Origin of the sequence: Micromonospora sp. NBC_01638 (genome assembly GCF_045209745.1) — a bacterium.
Lineage (GTDB): Bacteria > Actinomycetota > Actinomycetes > Mycobacteriales > Micromonosporaceae > Micromonospora.
Window position 1 is genome coordinate 3,697,195 of sequence record NZ_CP109273.1, and the last position, 13,433, is coordinate 3,710,627.

Below are 13,433 nucleotides of genomic sequence, written 5' to 3' on the forward strand. Positions count from 1 at the left end.
GGCGGCCATGTCCAATCCGAACGACGACAGCTACGTCAAGGCCCGGGCGTTGGCCCGGGCGGCCCGTGGCGGACCACTGGCTGGGCTGCTCGGCGACCCGAACGTCAGCGGGCTCGCCTACGGTCGGCGGGAGGTCAGCGGCCGCCGAACCGACGAGCCGGCCCTGGTGGTGTACGTGGTACGCAAGGTGCCGAGGCAGTTCCTACCGACCACCCGGCTGCTGCCGCGGCGGGTCTACTTCGGGCCCGACTTCGTCGAGGTCGACGTGGTGGAGACCGGCCCGTTCTTCGCCCAGGAGTTCACCGCCCGGGACCGTCCGGCGCCCAACGGGGTGAGCATCGCGCACATCGACGTCACGGCCGGCACGCTTGGCGCGCTGGTCACCGACAACACCGATGGTTCGCTCTGCATCCTGAGCAACAACCACGTGCTGGCAAATGCCAACGCCGGGGCGATCGGCGACGCGATCGTGCAGCCCGGCCCGTACGACGGCGGCACCGCGCCGGCCGACACCATCGCCACGCTCAAACGATTCGTCATGATCAACCCGGCCGGCAACCGGGTGGACTGCGCGATCGGCCAGGTCTCCCAGCCCAACGACGTGATCGACCAGGTCAAGGACGACATCTTCCCGGTGGCCAACAGCGACCATCCGGCGATTGGTCTGCTCTTCGCCGGCTCGTGCAACCGGACCCTGATCAACCCCATCGACGAGGTGCTGCGCCAGCTCGACGTGACCTTCCCGGGCGGCGCGGGTGCCATCGCCGGCGTCGACATCGGCAGCAACGTGGAGAAGGTCGGCCGGACCACGGAGTACACCACCTCCACGGTGACCGAGTTGGACGTCAGCGCGAGCATCGACTACGGCCCCGGCGTCGGCGTGGCCACCTTCGACGGCCAGATCGCCACGGCCCACCTGTCCGAGGGTGGCGACTCCGGATCGGTGGTCTACCTGGGCGGCGAGGGTGGCAACGAAAGCGCCTGCGGTTGCGCCTCCAGCAGCACCGCCCGCCGGGTCCTGGACCGGGACGTCGACCTCGACGTGGCGGTCGAGAAGGAGTTCCGGCAGCGCTACCTGCAGCAGACCCGGGTCGGCCGGTTCGCTGTCGACACCTACTTCGCCAACGAGGACCGGCTGGTGGCCCGGGCCCGGGCGACGAAGCTCTCCGACGCCGACCGGCGGCACCTGCAGAAGCTCTACGACACCTACGCCGAGACGGCCCGCGCGGCACTGCTCCAGCCGCAGCGTTCCGAGGCGACGCTCACCACCGAGCACCTCGACGAGGCCCGCAAGACGCTGCGCCGCTTCGCGGACGGGTTGACCGCCGAGGAGATCTCCGCCGCCGAGGAGGTGCTGGCGCTGGCGAACGACGCCGTCGGTCGTACTCCGGTGGAGATCCTGCGGATGCTCGACGACGAGCAACTGCTGCAGAAGGCACAGGAGCTGGTCGAGCGGGTGCCCTTCCTGTCTGCACCGGGCAGTGGGCGGCGCGGCGACGGTGGCTGTGGCTGCGGTGGCGGTGGGAGCGGCGGTGACGCCAACCAACCGTCCGCCGAAAAGCCCACCAAGCCGAAGCCGAAGCGGTGACGGTGGGCACCGCAACCGACCCGGACTGGCTGGCCAGCGCCCGTACCCGGGAGGCGCTGGCCGGCCTGGACCAGCGGATGCGGGAGGCCGTCGCCGCGTCGGACCCGGCGCTGTGGGCGATGGCGACGGCACTGCAACGCCGTGGCGGCAAGCGGATCCGTCCCGCGCTGCTGCTGGTCGCGGCTGAATTCGGCACCGTCCGTCCGGCACACCTGCTCGACGCCGCCGCGGCGTTGGAGTTGCTGCACCTCGCCTCGCTCTACCACGACGACGTGATGGACCGGGCCGCCACCCGGCGGCACGGCCCCAGCGTCAACGCCGAATGGGGCGAGCCGGCGGCCGTGGTCGCCGGGACCTTCCTGGTGGCCCGGGCGATCGCCCTGCTCGCCGCCTTCGACGACCGGTACGGCCGGGAGGCGGCCGCCGCGCTGGTAGCGCTCTGCACGGGCCAGCTGCGCGAGACGGAGAACGCGTTCCACACCGGCCTGACCGAGGCCAGGCACCTGGAGATCATCGCTGGCAAGACGGCGACCCTGTTCGAGCTGCCCTGCCGATTGGGCGCGCTGCTCGCCGGGGCGCCGCCGGCCACCGTCGAGGCGCTGGCCGGGTACGGCCACGACCTCGGAGTCGCCTTCCAGCTCACCGACGACGCGCTCGACGTGCGCGGCAGCTACGCGGCACTGGGCAAGCGGCCGCTGACGGACGTGCGGGAAGGGGTCTACACCATGTCGGTGCTGCGGCTGCTGGCCCGCGACACACCGGCGGCCGGGCGGGTACGCGACCTCCTGGAGGTACGCGAGCCCACCCCGGCGGAGCTGGCCGAGGTGGCGGACCTGGTCGTCGCCTCGGGTGCGGTGGACGAGGTCCTCGCCGAGGCCCGGAGCCGGGCCGCCCAGGCTGCCCGGCGGCTGGACCCGCTGCCGCCCGGCCCGGCCCGGGACTCACTGGTCCGGCTCGCCGACTACGCCGTCACCAGGGCGGGTTGAGGTGGTCACGCCGGACACGCCGACTCCGACGATGGCCCCGGACCGACTCGACGGCTTCGACGCGGTGGTGGTGGGCGCCGGCCCGGGCGGCGCGGCGGCAGCCTACCGGCTGGCGGTGCTGGGCCGCCGGGTCCTGCTGATCGACCGGCGCGAGTTCCCCCGCGACAAGTGCTGCGGCGACGGCCTGACCCGCAGCGCCGTGCGTCTGCTCGCGGACATGGGAGTGCTCGACGAGCTGACGGGTGCCCAGCGGGTCGGCGGGGTGCGGATCCGGATGCGCGGGCGGGGCAGCCGCGACTTCCACTACGAGGACCCCGACGGCACCGGGTACGGCATGGTGGTGCCCCGGCTGGAGCTGGACGCGGTGCTGTGCCGGCGGGCGGTGCGCGCCGGTGCGGTGCTCTGGACCGGGGCACGCGCCACCCGGCTGCTCGGCGGCGCCGCCGGGGTCCACGGCGTGCAGGTCGAGTACGAGGGCCGCCGGTTTCCGCTGCGTGCCCCGGCTGTGGTCGCCGCCGATGGGGCCTCCTCTCGGCTGGCTCATCAGGCCGGGTTGCGTAGCCCGGACCGGGAGTGGACCGGGTTCGCCACCCGGCGCTACTTCACTCAGGTGACGGACCTCGACGAGTTGCTGGAGATCCACCTCCCGCTGGCGGACGTCACGGATCGGCGGGTGCTGCCTTCCTACGGCTGGGTGTTCCCGGTGGGCGACGGGACGGCCAACGTCGGCGTGGGCCTGTTCGACCCGGCCCACCGGGAGAACGTCCGATTGCTGTACGAGCGTTTCGTCACCGAGTTGGCGGCGACCGACCACCGGTTCCGGGCGGCCCGTCCGGCCGGACCGATGACCGGTGCGCCGCTGCGACTGGACTTCGACCCGTCCAGGTGCGGTGTGCCGGGGCTGCTGCTGGTCGGCGACGCGGCGGGGCTGGTGAGCCCGTTCACCGGCGAGGGCATCAGCTTCGCCCTGGAGTCGGGCCTGCTCGCCGCCGATCGGATCGACACGGCGCTTCGCCGCGCCGAGACGGGACCGGTGGATCCAGCTCCGTACGCCCGGCAGTTGGCCGCCCGGCAGTCCGGCTATTTCGAGACCGGCCGGTACTCCGTGCGCCGTTACCTGCTCGCCTGGCGGGTCCTCGACGCCACCTTCGACGACGACCGCCCACTGTTCGCCCTCTGCCGCCGGCTGGCGCTCTTCCCGGACGGGGCGCGCGCGGGTGTCCTGCTGGACCCGCTGCCCCAGCCGGCTCCGGAACTCGCCCGCGACCTGCGGCGCGATCTCATGGCGGTGGGCGAGCTGCTGGCCGGCTGCGTTCGGGAGGACTGGCCGATGTTCGTCCGGCTCGGCGGGGTGGACGAGGACCTGTCGACCCTCTCGCTGCGTCCGGCGGTGCTGCTGCTGGTCGCCGCGGCGGTCGGGGGCCGTGAGCATCCGCTTCGGCACGCCCTCGCCGCGGCGGTGGACCTGGGTCTGCTCGCCGGGTTGGCGGTGGACAGCGCCCGGGAGGAGGCCCGATCGACCGGGCCCCGACCGACGCCGTGGGGCAACCGGTTCGCGGTGCTGGTCGCGGACTTCCTGTTGGCCCGTGCGTACGAGCTCGCCGCGCAGGGCGGTGGCCCGGTGGTCGCCGAGTTCGCCGAGGCGTTGACGGTGGCCTGTGAGGGGCGGGCTCAGGAGTTGCGCGACGACCCGTCGTCGGGCGGGGTGGCCGGTGCTGCCGTCCTGGCCGGGCGTGCCGCCATCGCGTTCGAGCTGCCGTGTCGGCTCGGCGCCCGGCTCGGAGGCGCCCGGGTGCCGGTGGTGAACGCGCTGGCCACGTACGGTCGTGAGGTTGGCGCGGCCTACGCCCTCGGCGAGCAGCTTCGGGAGCTGGCCGGGGCGTCCCGGTGGGGTGGGTCGGCGCAGCCCGTGGCGTTTGCGCGCGACGACCCTCGGGTGGCCGGGCTGCTCGGCATGGTCGCCGAGCACGCCCGACGGGCGCGAGAGGCGTTGCGGGTGGTGCCCGCCGGTCCGGCTCGCGAGCTGCTGGCTGGGCTGGCCACCCCCGGCCCGCCGGCTCCGCCGACACCGGAGGCAGGGTGATGTCGGTCACGTAGTGGCATCGGGTGAGCCGGCCCGGGGCTCCGGTGTGAGTGATCGGCGCTGCATCTGGCAGAATAGGTCGCTGGTATCCGGCGCGCGTCCGGCGCCCTCTAACCCGGGCACGTCGCTAGTCCACCGAGTTGTCTCCGGCCCAACCCCACGGTGCCGGTCGGCGCTCACCCATGCACACCGCCCGTACGGGCCGGTGAGATCGCAACAGGAGCGAAACAACTGTGGCCGTAAAGATCCGGCTCCTGCGGATGGGCAAGATCCGCAACCCGCAGTACCGCATCGTCATTGCCGATTCGCGCACCAAGCGTGACGGTCGGACGATCGAGTTCGTCGGGGTTTACCAGCCCAAGGAAGACCCTTCGATCATCGAGGTCAAGTCGGAGCGGGTCCAGTACTGGCTGTCCGTCGGCGCTCAGCCGAGCGAGGCGGTGCAGCGGCTGCTGGAGCTGACCGGTGACTGGCAGAAGTACAAGGGCCTGCCGGCCCCGCCGCCGCTCCTGGTCGCCCCCGAGCGGGCCGACCGCAAGGCGGCGTACGAGGCTGAGGCGAAGGCCGCCGCCGGGCTCGCCCCGGAGACCCCGGCCAAGCCGGCCAAGAAGGCCGCCAAGGCCGCTGAGGCTCCGAAGACCGAGGCTCCGAAGACCGAGGCTCCGGCTGAGGCTCCGAAGGCTGAGGCTCCGGCTGAGGCTCCGAAGGCTGAGGCTCCGGCCGCCGCTGCCGACGCCGGTGAGCAGGCCTGACATGCCTCTGCGTCCGGCGTTGGAGCACCTGGTCAAGGGCATCGTCGACCACCCGGATGACGTCCGGGTGCGGATGGTCGATTCCCGTCGGGGCAAGCGGCTCGAAGTCCGCGTGCACCCCGAGGACCTCGGCACTGTGATCGGGCGGTCCGGCCGGACCGCCAAGGCGCTGCGCCAGGTGATCGGCTCCATCGGCGGGCGCGGAGTACGCGTCGACATCGTCGACTCGTACTGATGCAGCTCGTCGTTGGCAGGATCGGCAAGCCGCACGGTATCCGCGGTGAGGTCACCGTGGAAGTGCGGACCGACGAGCCCGAAGCACGGTTCGCCCCCGGCACAGTGCTGCGCACTGAGCCGGGGGCGACGCCCCCGACTGCCCCAGCGGAGCCCCCGGCTGCCTCAGCGGATGAGCCCGGGGTGCCGTTCCGGGTCCCGGCGGAGCTGACCATCGAGGAAGCCCGCTTCCATCAGGGCCGGATGTTGGTTGCGTTCGCCGGCGTCCCGGATCGTGACACCGCCGAGGCGCTGCGCGGGACGTTGCTCGTGGTGGACAGCGCCGACGTGGCCCCGCCGGACGACCCGGAGGAGTTCCACGATCACCAGCTGGTCGGGTTGGCCGTGGTGACCCCGGCCGGCGAACGGCTGGGCGAGGTTGCCCGGATCGACCACGCACCCTCTTCCGACCTGCTGGTGCTGCGGCGGCCCGAGGGGCGTACCGCGTTGATCCCGTTCGTCCGGGCGATCGTTCCGGAGGTCGACCTCGCCGGTGGACGTGTGATCGTCGACCCGCCAGCCGGACTGCTCGACCTTTAGGACCACCCCCATGCGCGTCGACATCGTGTCGATCTTTCCGGAGTACTTCGCCCCGCTGGACCTGTCGCTGATCGGGCGGGCGCGGGCCAACGGCGTACTCCAGCTTGCCGTGCACGATCTGCGGACCTGGACCCACGACGTGCACCGCACGGTCGACGACACCCCCTATGGCGGCGGTCCGGGGATGGTGATGCGCCCGGAGCCGTGGGGTGAGGCGCTGGACGCGCTCGCGCCGGCCGAGGCTCCGCCGCCCCGGCTGCTGGTGCCGTCGCCGTCCGGTGCCCCGTTCACCCAGGCGATGGCGTACGAGTTGGCCGCCGAGTCGCATCTGCTCTTCGCCTGCGGGCGCTACGAGGGGATCGACCAACGCGTGCTGGCGCACGCCGCCACCCGGATGCCCGTCACCGAGGTCTCGCTCGGTGACTACGTGCTCTTCGGCGGGGAGGTCGCGGTCCTGGTGATGCTGGAGGCGGTCACCCGGCTGCTGCCGGGGGTGCTGGGCAACGCGGGCTCGCTGGACGAGGAGTCGCACGCGCACGGGCTGCTGGAGGCGCCGATCTACACCAAGCCGCCGAGCTGGCGTGGGCACGACGTGCCGGAGGTGCTCCGCTCCGGTGACCACGGCAAGATCGCTCGCTGGCGGCGCGAGGAGGGTCTGCTGCGGACTGCCGTCCGACGTCCGGACCTGCTCGCGGCACTGCCCGCCGATCGGCTCGACAAACGGGACATCGCTGCCCTGGACCAGGCCGGATTTCAACCACCGGCGGGGGATGTGGCAAAGTAGGGAGGTTGCCGCATCCGTCCGCGCCCGCGGGCGGCTGCGAGGATTCCCGACCGGGGTCGGCCCGCCGGCACCACCCGGGGATCAGAACCACCCACCCGCGCACCGAATGACGGTGCGCCGTGAGCCTTACGAGGACGCAGCGATGAACATCCTGGACGCCCTTGACGCCCAGTCGAAGCGGACCGACCTTCCCGACTTCCGGGCCGGTGACACCGTCAAGGTGCACGCCCGTGTCGTCGAGGGCAACCGGTCCCGTGTCCAGATCTTCCAGGGCGTCGTGATCCGTCGCCAGGGTGGCGGTCTGCGCGAGACCTTCTCGGTCCGCAAGCTCAGCTTCGGTGTCGGCGTTGAGCGGACTTACCCGATCAACGGCCCGGGCATCGACCGGATCGAGATCGTGACCCGTGGTGCGGTGCGCCGCGCCAAGCTGTACTACCTGCGCGAGCTGCGCGGCAAGAAGGCCAAGATCAAGGAGAAGCGGGAGAAGCAGCCCAGCTGACTTCACGCTCGCCACGCCGCCCGAGCTGCGCGTATGCCGTACCGACCAGACCGCACTACCCTGTTCGGTACGGGCGCAGCGAGGCGGCGGGCCCACCCCTGTGGTGGGCAGCTGTCCACTACCGCCCGTGGAGCCTCGACGAGGCTCCCGGGCGGTGGTGTTTCTGCGGACCGGGGAGTGGCGTGGTGCAGACGCTTGATGAGGACGGCACCGTCGATCCGTGGCGCCGTCGGGCCCGGCGTGGCCGCCGGCAGATGCCCCTCTGGCAGGAGCTACCGCTGCTGCTGGTCGTCGCGTTCTGCCTAGCGGTGCTGATTCGCACGTTCCTGCTTCAGGCGTTCTTCATCCCGTCCGGCTCGATGGAGGACACGCTCCTCATCGGGGACCGGGTGCTGGTCAACAAGGTCGTCTACGACGTCCGTGACCCGGTGCGTGGCGAGGTGGTGGTCTTCCGGGGCACCGACCGCTGGGCACCGCAGGTCGACGAGCAGCCGGCGCCGGGCTTCGCCGGCAAGCTCACCCGGACCGTCGGCGACCTGGTCGGCGTGAGCCGCCCCGGTGAGAAGGACTTCATCAAGCGGGTGATCGGCCTCCCCGGCGACCGGGTCAAGTGCTGCGACAGCCAGGGTCGGGTGACCGTCAACGGCACGCCGCTCAACGAGCCGTACGTCCTGCGGGACTCTCCACTGGACCTGCCGCCCAACCCGTCGGAGTGCCGCTCCCGGCGCTTCGACGAGGTCGTCGTACCGCCCGGTCAGATCTTCGTGATGGGTGACCACCGCGAGGTCTCCCAGGACGCACGCTGCCAGGGCCCGGTGCCGATCGACAACGTGGTCGGCCGGGCCTTCGTGGTGGTCTGGCCCTCGTCGCGGTGGAATCCGCTGTCGGTGCCGTCGACGTTCGACGACGTGTCCGGGCCGGCCACGGCATCCTCCGGCGCACCCCCGGTGCGACCCACCCCGCAGGGCGGTGCGCTGCTGATTCTCCCGTTGGCAGCCGCACTACGGGGTTACCGCGCGTTCCGGACGGTGCCATCCAGCCGGGCAACGTAGGCTCCTTGGCGTGATTGACGAGCAGACCGACAAGCCGCGCAGCTCCTTCTGGAAGGAGCTGCCGATCCTGCTGGGTGTGGCGATCCTGGTCGCGGTGCTGGTCCGCGCCTTCGTGCTGCAGACCTTCTTCATCCCCTCCCCGTCCATGGAAAACACTCTCAAGATCGATGACCGGGTGTTGGTCAACAAGCTGGTGTACGACTTCCGATCGCCGCATCGCGGCGAGGTGATCGTGTTCAAGGCTCCAATCGAGTGGAGCGGCAACCCCGACGGTGAGGACTTCATCAAGCGGGTCATCGGCATCCCCGGCGACCACGTGGTCTGCTGCGACCCGCAGGAACGGCTGATGATCAACGGCAAGTCGCTGGACGAGCCGTACATCTTCTCGATGGACGGGATCCGCGACAAGCCGGCCGACCAGGAGTTCGACATCACCGTGCCGAAGGGCCGGCTGTGGGTGATGGGCGACCACCGCTCGGCCTCCGGTGACTCGCTGGAGCACTGGCAGCAGTCCGGGCAGAACATCACCGAGGCCACCATCCCCGAGGATGACGTGGTCGGGCGGGCGTTCACCGTCTTCTGGCCGGTCAACCGGGCCACCTGGCTCACCGTGCCGGATCAGTACGACGGTATTCCCAAGCCGTAGACCGACGGGGGCGTGGGCGATCCGCCATCGGTCTGGCAGGCTGGGGCGGTGACCGTCTACACCCCTCGACGCGCGGCTCGCGTGCTGCTCGTCGACGCGGCCGGCCGGGTCCTGCTGTTCGAGGGCTTCGACCCGGCACGACCCGGGCACCGCTACTGGTTCACCCCGGGCGGCGGGCTCGATCCGGGGGAGTCCCCGGCGGCGGGCGCGGTCCGAGAGTTGGCCGAGGAGACCGGCCTGCGACTCGACCCGGCCGAGCTGGGCGAGCCGGTCTGGTCCGACGCGACCGAGTTCCCGTTCGACGGCAAGTGGTACCGCCAGGAGCAGGACTTCTTCCTCTTCCGGGTGCAGACCTGGCAGGTGGACACCGCAGGCTTCAACGACGTCGAGCAGCGCAGCATCGCCGGTCACCGCTGGTGGCTGCCCGACGAGTTGGCGGCCAGCGGTGAGCGCTTCTACCCGTCCGAACTGCCCGCCCTGCTGAACCGGCTGGGGCAGTCGAGGGCACCCGAGCGGGGTGAGGCGTCGTGCTGACCCCGCCGCGTACCGTCGTGCGCCGCGAGGCCGGGCTGTACGCCCTGGAACGGGCGCTGCAACGGCGCGGCTTCCGGCACGTCGCCGGTGCCGACGAGGCGGGTCGGGGCGCCTGCGCCGGTCCGCTGGTCGCCGCCGCGGCGGTGCTACCCGAAGGTCGGCGTGGCGAAATCGAGGGCCTGGCCGACTCGAAGCTGCTCACCCCGGCGAGCCGGGAACGGGTGTACGCGGAGGTGGTGGACCGCGCACTCGCGTACGCCGTGGTGGTCATCCCGGCGGGGGAGGTCGACGCCCGGGGTCTGCACGTGTGCAACCTGGCGGCGTTGCGCCGGGCGCTCGCCTCGCTCACCACGCGCCCGGAGTACGTGCTGACCGACGGCTTCGGTGTGGACGGCCTGGGTGTGCCCGGGCTGGCGGTGTGGAAGGGCGACCGGGTGGCCGCGTGCGTGGCCGCAGCCAGCGTGCTCGCCAAGGTCACCCGGGACCGGATGATGGTGGAGATGGACGTGGTGTTTCCGGCGTACGGCTTCGCCGAGCACAAGGGCTACATCACCCCGGAGCACTCCGCGGCGCTGCGGGAGCACGGGCCGTGCCGGGAGCACCGGTTCTCGTACGTCAATGTCGCCGCGGTCTCCGGCCGCGACGGCCGGCCGCCGCGCGCCCGGCGGCCCGGCGGCCACAGCCCACAAGAGCCGATGGAGCGCTTGTGGGCGTCAGGGGGTACCGTCGGCGTGGCGTTGGGCGAGCAGCCTCGGCCTCCGACGTCGGTGGGGGAAGATGTGGCCATGGAAGGCGGAGTGCGATGAGCGCGGAAGATCTCGAGAAGTACGAGACCGAGATGGAGCTGCAGCTCTACCGGGAGTACCGCGACATTGTCCGCCAATTCTCGTACGTGGTGGAGACGGAGCGTCGGTTCTACCTGGCCAACCAGGTTGACCTGCACGTGCGCAACTCCGACGGCGAGGTCTACTTCGAGGTCGAGATGCACGACGCCTGGGTGTGGGACATGTACCGTCCTGCCCGCTTCGTGAAGAACGTCCGGGTGATGACCTTCAAGGACGTCAACGTCGAGGAGCTGGAGAAGCCCGACATCTCGCTGCCCGCCGACTCCGGCTTCGGCGGCTGACCGCACCCGTGCCGGCCAGCCGCACCACGGGCCCCCCACCCGTGGCGTAGCACCTGCCGGCCGATCATTCGGCCGGCACCACGACCTCTACCCGCTGCACCAGGTTGTTGGCGAAGCCGCCCCGGTTCCACGGCTGCTCGACCGGCTGGGTCCGCCCGGACGCGTCGGTCGCCCGCGCGCCGAGCACGTACCGACCGGGCGTCGCGACCCACTCGTGTCGCCAGCGCCGCCAGGCGAAATCCCCACCCTCCGCCGGGTCCAGCGCGGCCGGTGCCCAGCTCTCCCCGCCATCGGTGGTCACCTCCACGGCAACCACCGGCGCGTGCCCCGACCAGGCCCGACCGTCCAGGGTGCACGGTCCCGGCCGCAACACCCGGCGACGGGACATGAAATCGGGAAAGCCGGGCGGTCGGACCAGCGCACGCGGCTCGATCCGCGTGACCGGCACGCCCGGGTCGTCGGCGTCCCGGCGCACCCGGTAGGCCACCGCGTTCTGGTACCCCTCGAACGGTTCGGTCCGGATTTCGATGGAGTGCACCCACTTCACGTGCGCCATGCCGTACCAGCCCGGCACGATCAGCCGCAGCGGCGCGCCGTGCTGTGGCAGCAGGGGAGCGCCGTTCATCTCGTACGCCAGCAGCACCTCCTCGCGCAGCGCGTCGGCGACCGGCAGCGCCCGCTGGTAGTCCTGCTCAACCCCGCGCTCGACACCGTGATCGGCGCCGGTGAAGACCACGTCCACCGCGTCCGGCCCGAGGCCCGCCGCACGCAGCAGCGGTGCCAGCGGGGTGCCGGTCCACTCGGCGTTGCCGACCGCCTCGACCAGCCACGGCTGGCTGACCGGCCGGGGGTGCAGCAGGGCTCGACCATTGCCGGCGCACTCCAGCGTCACCTGGCGGGTGACCCGCGGCCGCTCGCGCAGCTCGGCAAGCGTGACCGTCAGCGGCCGGTCCACCGCGCCGCCGATGGTCAGCGTGTGCGTCGCCGGGTCGAGCTCCGGGATGTCGTAGTGGATCAGCAGGTAGTGCAGCCCAGCCGGCGTGACGTCGTAGCGCAGCGCCTCCAACGGGATGCCGTGGTTACGGGCGGCGAGTTGCAACTCCTCGGCGCTGATCGCCTCGTCCGGCTCCGCGAGCCGCGACGGGCCGCTCACCTCAGCCACCGTCGGCCCGTTCGGGGGCGGCGTCCGGTCGTCGACAGTGGTCATACGGGCCTCCCGGTCCAAACGGCGGCACCCGCCGTACGCGGCCCAGCCTAGGCCCTCCGCGACCGCCCGAAAACGGCCCGGCGGGACGGCTGGGTGGGGTCAGCGGGGGAGGAAGTGGAAACTGGCACCAGCTCGACCGAGCGATGATGGGCGGAGGATCTCAATGCTCGCGGATGAGGAATTCTGGCGGCTCGTTGCGGTGCTGGGCGGTCAGCCCGAGGTCCAGGACGACCGGCCGTACGAGCGGTTGACCTCCGTGCTGTGGGAAGAGCCGGTGGAGCGGATCATCGACTTCGCCGAGGCGCTCGCGTTCAAGCTGTACCAGTTGGACCGCAGGGTGCTCGCTCAGGCCGTTCCACCGGGTGCGGACGAGCTGTCCGATGATGGCTTCCTGTATGCGCGCTGCGCGGTGGTAGTGGCGGGACCAGCGGCGTTCGATGCCGTGCTGGCCGATGCCGCGGCGTTCGAGCGCTTCACCACCGTGGAGGCCGCGCATGCGGAATCGATTCTCGATGTCCCGTCCAACGCCTACCAGAAGGTGACCGGGAAGGAGTGGGATCACGTCGAGGAGTACGACTACGAGACCGGTTCCAACGAACAGTGGTGGTGACCTGACCGAGAGTCGTCTGGTAGACGCCGGGCACGCCGAAGGGCGTACCCGGCGTCTCGGACGGCCGGATCAGTTGGGGAGGAAGTGGAACATCGTCACCCCGGGAGGCAGCAGCCGGGGATGGCCGAGGTACCGGTTCACGCCGACACCAACCTGATCGGCCGGGGTGCCCACCGCGACCTGAGCGAACCCCTCCTGCACGAACCAGTCACAGATGGTGGGCACCAGATCGGGCTCGCGCCGGTGCCGCGTCCAGATCACCGTGCCGCCGCTCGCGCAGAGCGCGGCGCAGTGCCCGACGGTGGCCCTGACGTCGGCGTCCGACACGTTGCCGAACACCCCGCAGAGCAGCACCACGTCGGCTGGGACCAGATCGGCGTACGCGTCGGTCGACGCGGCATCGCCCACCACCACCTGCACGCCGGTCAGCCCGGCCGCCCGTGCGGCGTCCTCGGCCACTGCGGCGTTGCGTGGGTCCAACTCGACCAGGCGGGCGGTCACGTCGCTGCGGCGGGGATGCGTGGCGAGCACCGGGATCAGATCCCGCCCCTGACCGGCGCAGGCGCTGACCACCCGCAGCGGCCCGGCGGGCGCCTGGTCCAGGGCAGTCCGGACCTGCCTCTGCACCTCGGTCAGTCGGGCGGCCAACGCCGACCCTGGCTGGTCGTAGTCCTCGTGCCAGGAGAGCCAGTCCCGGGTCATCGGCCCAGCATAGACAGCGTCTCCCAAGCCCGGGCATAGCAGATCATCAAA

Annotated in this window: 16 protein-coding genes; 14 read left to right on the forward strand and 2 right to left on the reverse strand. The window is 71.6% G+C overall.

Annotated features, from left to right (window positions below; all coding sequences use genetic code 11):
• The first annotated feature begins 7 nt into the window (after positions 1-7).
• The 13 genes from OG811_RS17505 to OG811_RS17565 all read left to right on the forward strand — a co-directional run bounded on the left by OG811_RS17505 (position 8) and on the right by OG811_RS17565 (position 10,863).
• Complete coding sequence (locus OG811_RS17505; protein ID WP_406067124.1) at positions 8-1,588, forward strand: hypothetical protein; 1,581 nt, start codon at positions 8-10, stop codon at positions 1,586-1,588.
• A gap of 2 nt (positions 1,589-1,590) precedes the next feature.
• Positions 1,591-2,574 carry a polyprenyl synthetase family protein gene (locus OG811_RS17510; protein WP_406067125.1) on the forward strand — a complete coding sequence of 328 codons (984 nt, stop codon included), beginning with the start codon at positions 1,591-1,593 and terminating at the stop codon, positions 2,572-2,574.
• A gap of 31 nt (positions 2,575-2,605) precedes the next feature.
• A complete protein-coding gene (locus tag OG811_RS17515; protein ID WP_406067127.1) occupies positions 2,606-4,657 on the forward strand; it encodes a geranylgeranyl reductase family protein in 2,052 nt (683 codons plus the stop codon).
• Positions 4,658-4,890: 233 nt separating this feature from the next.
• On the forward strand, positions 4,891-5,409 hold the full coding sequence (rpsP, locus tag OG811_RS17520) for a 30S ribosomal protein S16 (protein ID WP_406067129.1): 519 nt from the start codon (positions 4,891-4,893) through the stop codon (positions 5,407-5,409).
• Positions 5,384-5,644 (forward strand): RNA-binding protein, encoded by a 261-nt coding sequence (locus tag OG811_RS17525; protein ID WP_172862164.1) that lies wholly within the window; start codon positions 5,384-5,386, stop codon positions 5,642-5,644. The genes rpsP and OG811_RS17525 overlap by 26 nt, the downstream gene beginning before the upstream one ends.
• Positions 5,644-6,222, forward strand: coding sequence for a ribosome maturation factor RimM (gene rimM / locus OG811_RS17530; protein ID WP_406067130.1), 579 nt, complete (start codon positions 5,644-5,646; stop codon positions 6,220-6,222). Before OG811_RS17525 ends, rimM begins: the two co-directional genes overlap by 1 nt.
• 10 nt (positions 6,223-6,232) lie before the next feature.
• Positions 6,233-7,006 carry a tRNA (guanosine(37)-N1)-methyltransferase TrmD gene (gene trmD / locus OG811_RS17535; RefSeq protein WP_406067132.1) on the forward strand — a complete coding sequence of 258 codons (774 nt, stop codon included), beginning with the start codon at positions 6,233-6,235 and terminating at the stop codon, positions 7,004-7,006.
• Positions 7,007-7,148: 142 nt separating this feature from the next.
• Complete coding sequence (gene rplS / locus OG811_RS17540) at positions 7,149-7,505, forward strand: 50S ribosomal protein L19 (protein ID WP_406067134.1); 357 nt, start codon at positions 7,149-7,151, stop codon at positions 7,503-7,505.
• A gap of 182 nt (positions 7,506-7,687) precedes the next feature.
• A complete protein-coding gene (gene lepB / locus OG811_RS17545; protein ID WP_406067136.1) occupies positions 7,688-8,557 on the forward strand; it encodes a signal peptidase I in 870 nt (289 codons plus the stop codon).
• 10 nt (positions 8,558-8,567) lie between these two features.
• Positions 8,568-9,203, forward strand: a complete 636-nt coding sequence (gene lepB, locus OG811_RS17550; protein WP_406067138.1) for a signal peptidase I — start codon at positions 8,568-8,570, stop codon at positions 9,201-9,203.
• 48 nt (positions 9,204-9,251) lie between these two features.
• On the forward strand, positions 9,252-9,737 hold the full coding sequence (locus OG811_RS17555) for an NUDIX hydrolase (protein WP_406067140.1): 486 nt from the start codon (positions 9,252-9,254) through the stop codon (positions 9,735-9,737).
• A complete protein-coding gene (locus OG811_RS17560) occupies positions 9,731-10,543 on the forward strand; it encodes a ribonuclease HII (protein ID WP_406067142.1) in 813 nt (270 codons plus the stop codon). Before OG811_RS17555 ends, OG811_RS17560 begins: the two co-directional genes overlap by 7 nt.
• A complete protein-coding gene (locus OG811_RS17565; protein WP_007075222.1) occupies positions 10,540-10,863 on the forward strand; it encodes a DUF2469 domain-containing protein in 324 nt (107 codons plus the stop codon). The genes OG811_RS17560 and OG811_RS17565 overlap by 4 nt, the downstream gene beginning before the upstream one ends.
• A gap of 64 nt (positions 10,864-10,927) precedes the next feature.
• Here the strand turns inward: OG811_RS17565 and OG811_RS17570 are convergent, their stop codons facing one another.
• Positions 10,928-12,070 carry a sulfite oxidase gene (locus tag OG811_RS17570; protein ID WP_406067144.1) on the reverse strand — a complete coding sequence of 381 codons (1,143 nt, stop codon included), beginning with the start codon at positions 12,068-12,070 and terminating at the stop codon, positions 10,928-10,930.
• Positions 12,071-12,233: 163 nt separating this feature from the next.
• Between OG811_RS17570 and OG811_RS17575 the strand changes: the two genes are divergently transcribed.
• Positions 12,234-12,680 (forward strand): DUF4240 domain-containing protein, encoded by a 447-nt coding sequence (locus OG811_RS17575; RefSeq protein ID WP_406067146.1) that lies wholly within the window; start codon positions 12,234-12,236, stop codon positions 12,678-12,680.
• A 69-nt stretch (positions 12,681-12,749) separates the two neighbouring features.
• Here the strand turns inward: OG811_RS17575 and OG811_RS17580 are convergent, their stop codons facing one another.
• A complete protein-coding gene (locus tag OG811_RS17580) occupies positions 12,750-13,382 on the reverse strand; it encodes a class I SAM-dependent methyltransferase family protein (protein WP_406067148.1) in 633 nt (210 codons plus the stop codon).
• Positions 13,383-13,433: the final 51 nt, after the last annotated feature.

What these genes read in the sequence shown, in the direction of transcription:
- OG811_RS17505 (WP_406067124.1), top strand. Translation starts at nt 8, where the DNA reads ATGTCCAATCCGAACGACGACAGCTACGTCAAGGCCCGGGCGTTGGCC.
- OG811_RS17515 (WP_406067127.1), top strand. Translation starts at nt 2,606, where the DNA reads ATGGCCCCGGACCGACTCGACGGCTTCGACGCGGTGGTGGTGGGCGCC.
- rimM (WP_406067130.1), top strand. Translation starts at nt 5,644, where the DNA reads ATGCAGCTCGTCGTTGGCAGGATCGGCAAGCCGCACGGTATCCGCGGT.
- trmD (WP_406067132.1), top strand. Translation starts at nt 6,233, where the DNA reads ATGCGCGTCGACATCGTGTCGATCTTTCCGGAGTACTTCGCCCCGCTG.
- rplS (WP_406067134.1), top strand. Translation starts at nt 7,149, where the DNA reads ATGAACATCCTGGACGCCCTTGACGCCCAGTCGAAGCGGACCGACCTT.
- OG811_RS17565 (WP_007075222.1), top strand. Translation starts at nt 10,540, where the DNA reads ATGAGCGCGGAAGATCTCGAGAAGTACGAGACCGAGATGGAGCTGCAG.
- OG811_RS17570 (WP_406067144.1), bottom strand. Translation starts at nt 12,070, where the DNA reads ATGACCACTGTCGACGACCGGACGCCGCCCCCGAACGGGCCGACGGTG.
- OG811_RS17575 (WP_406067146.1), top strand. Translation starts at nt 12,234, where the DNA reads ATGCTCGCGGATGAGGAATTCTGGCGGCTCGTTGCGGTGCTGGGCGGT.
- OG811_RS17580 (WP_406067148.1), bottom strand. Translation starts at nt 13,382, where the DNA reads ATGACCCGGGACTGGCTCTCCTGGCACGAGGACTACGACCAGCCAGGG.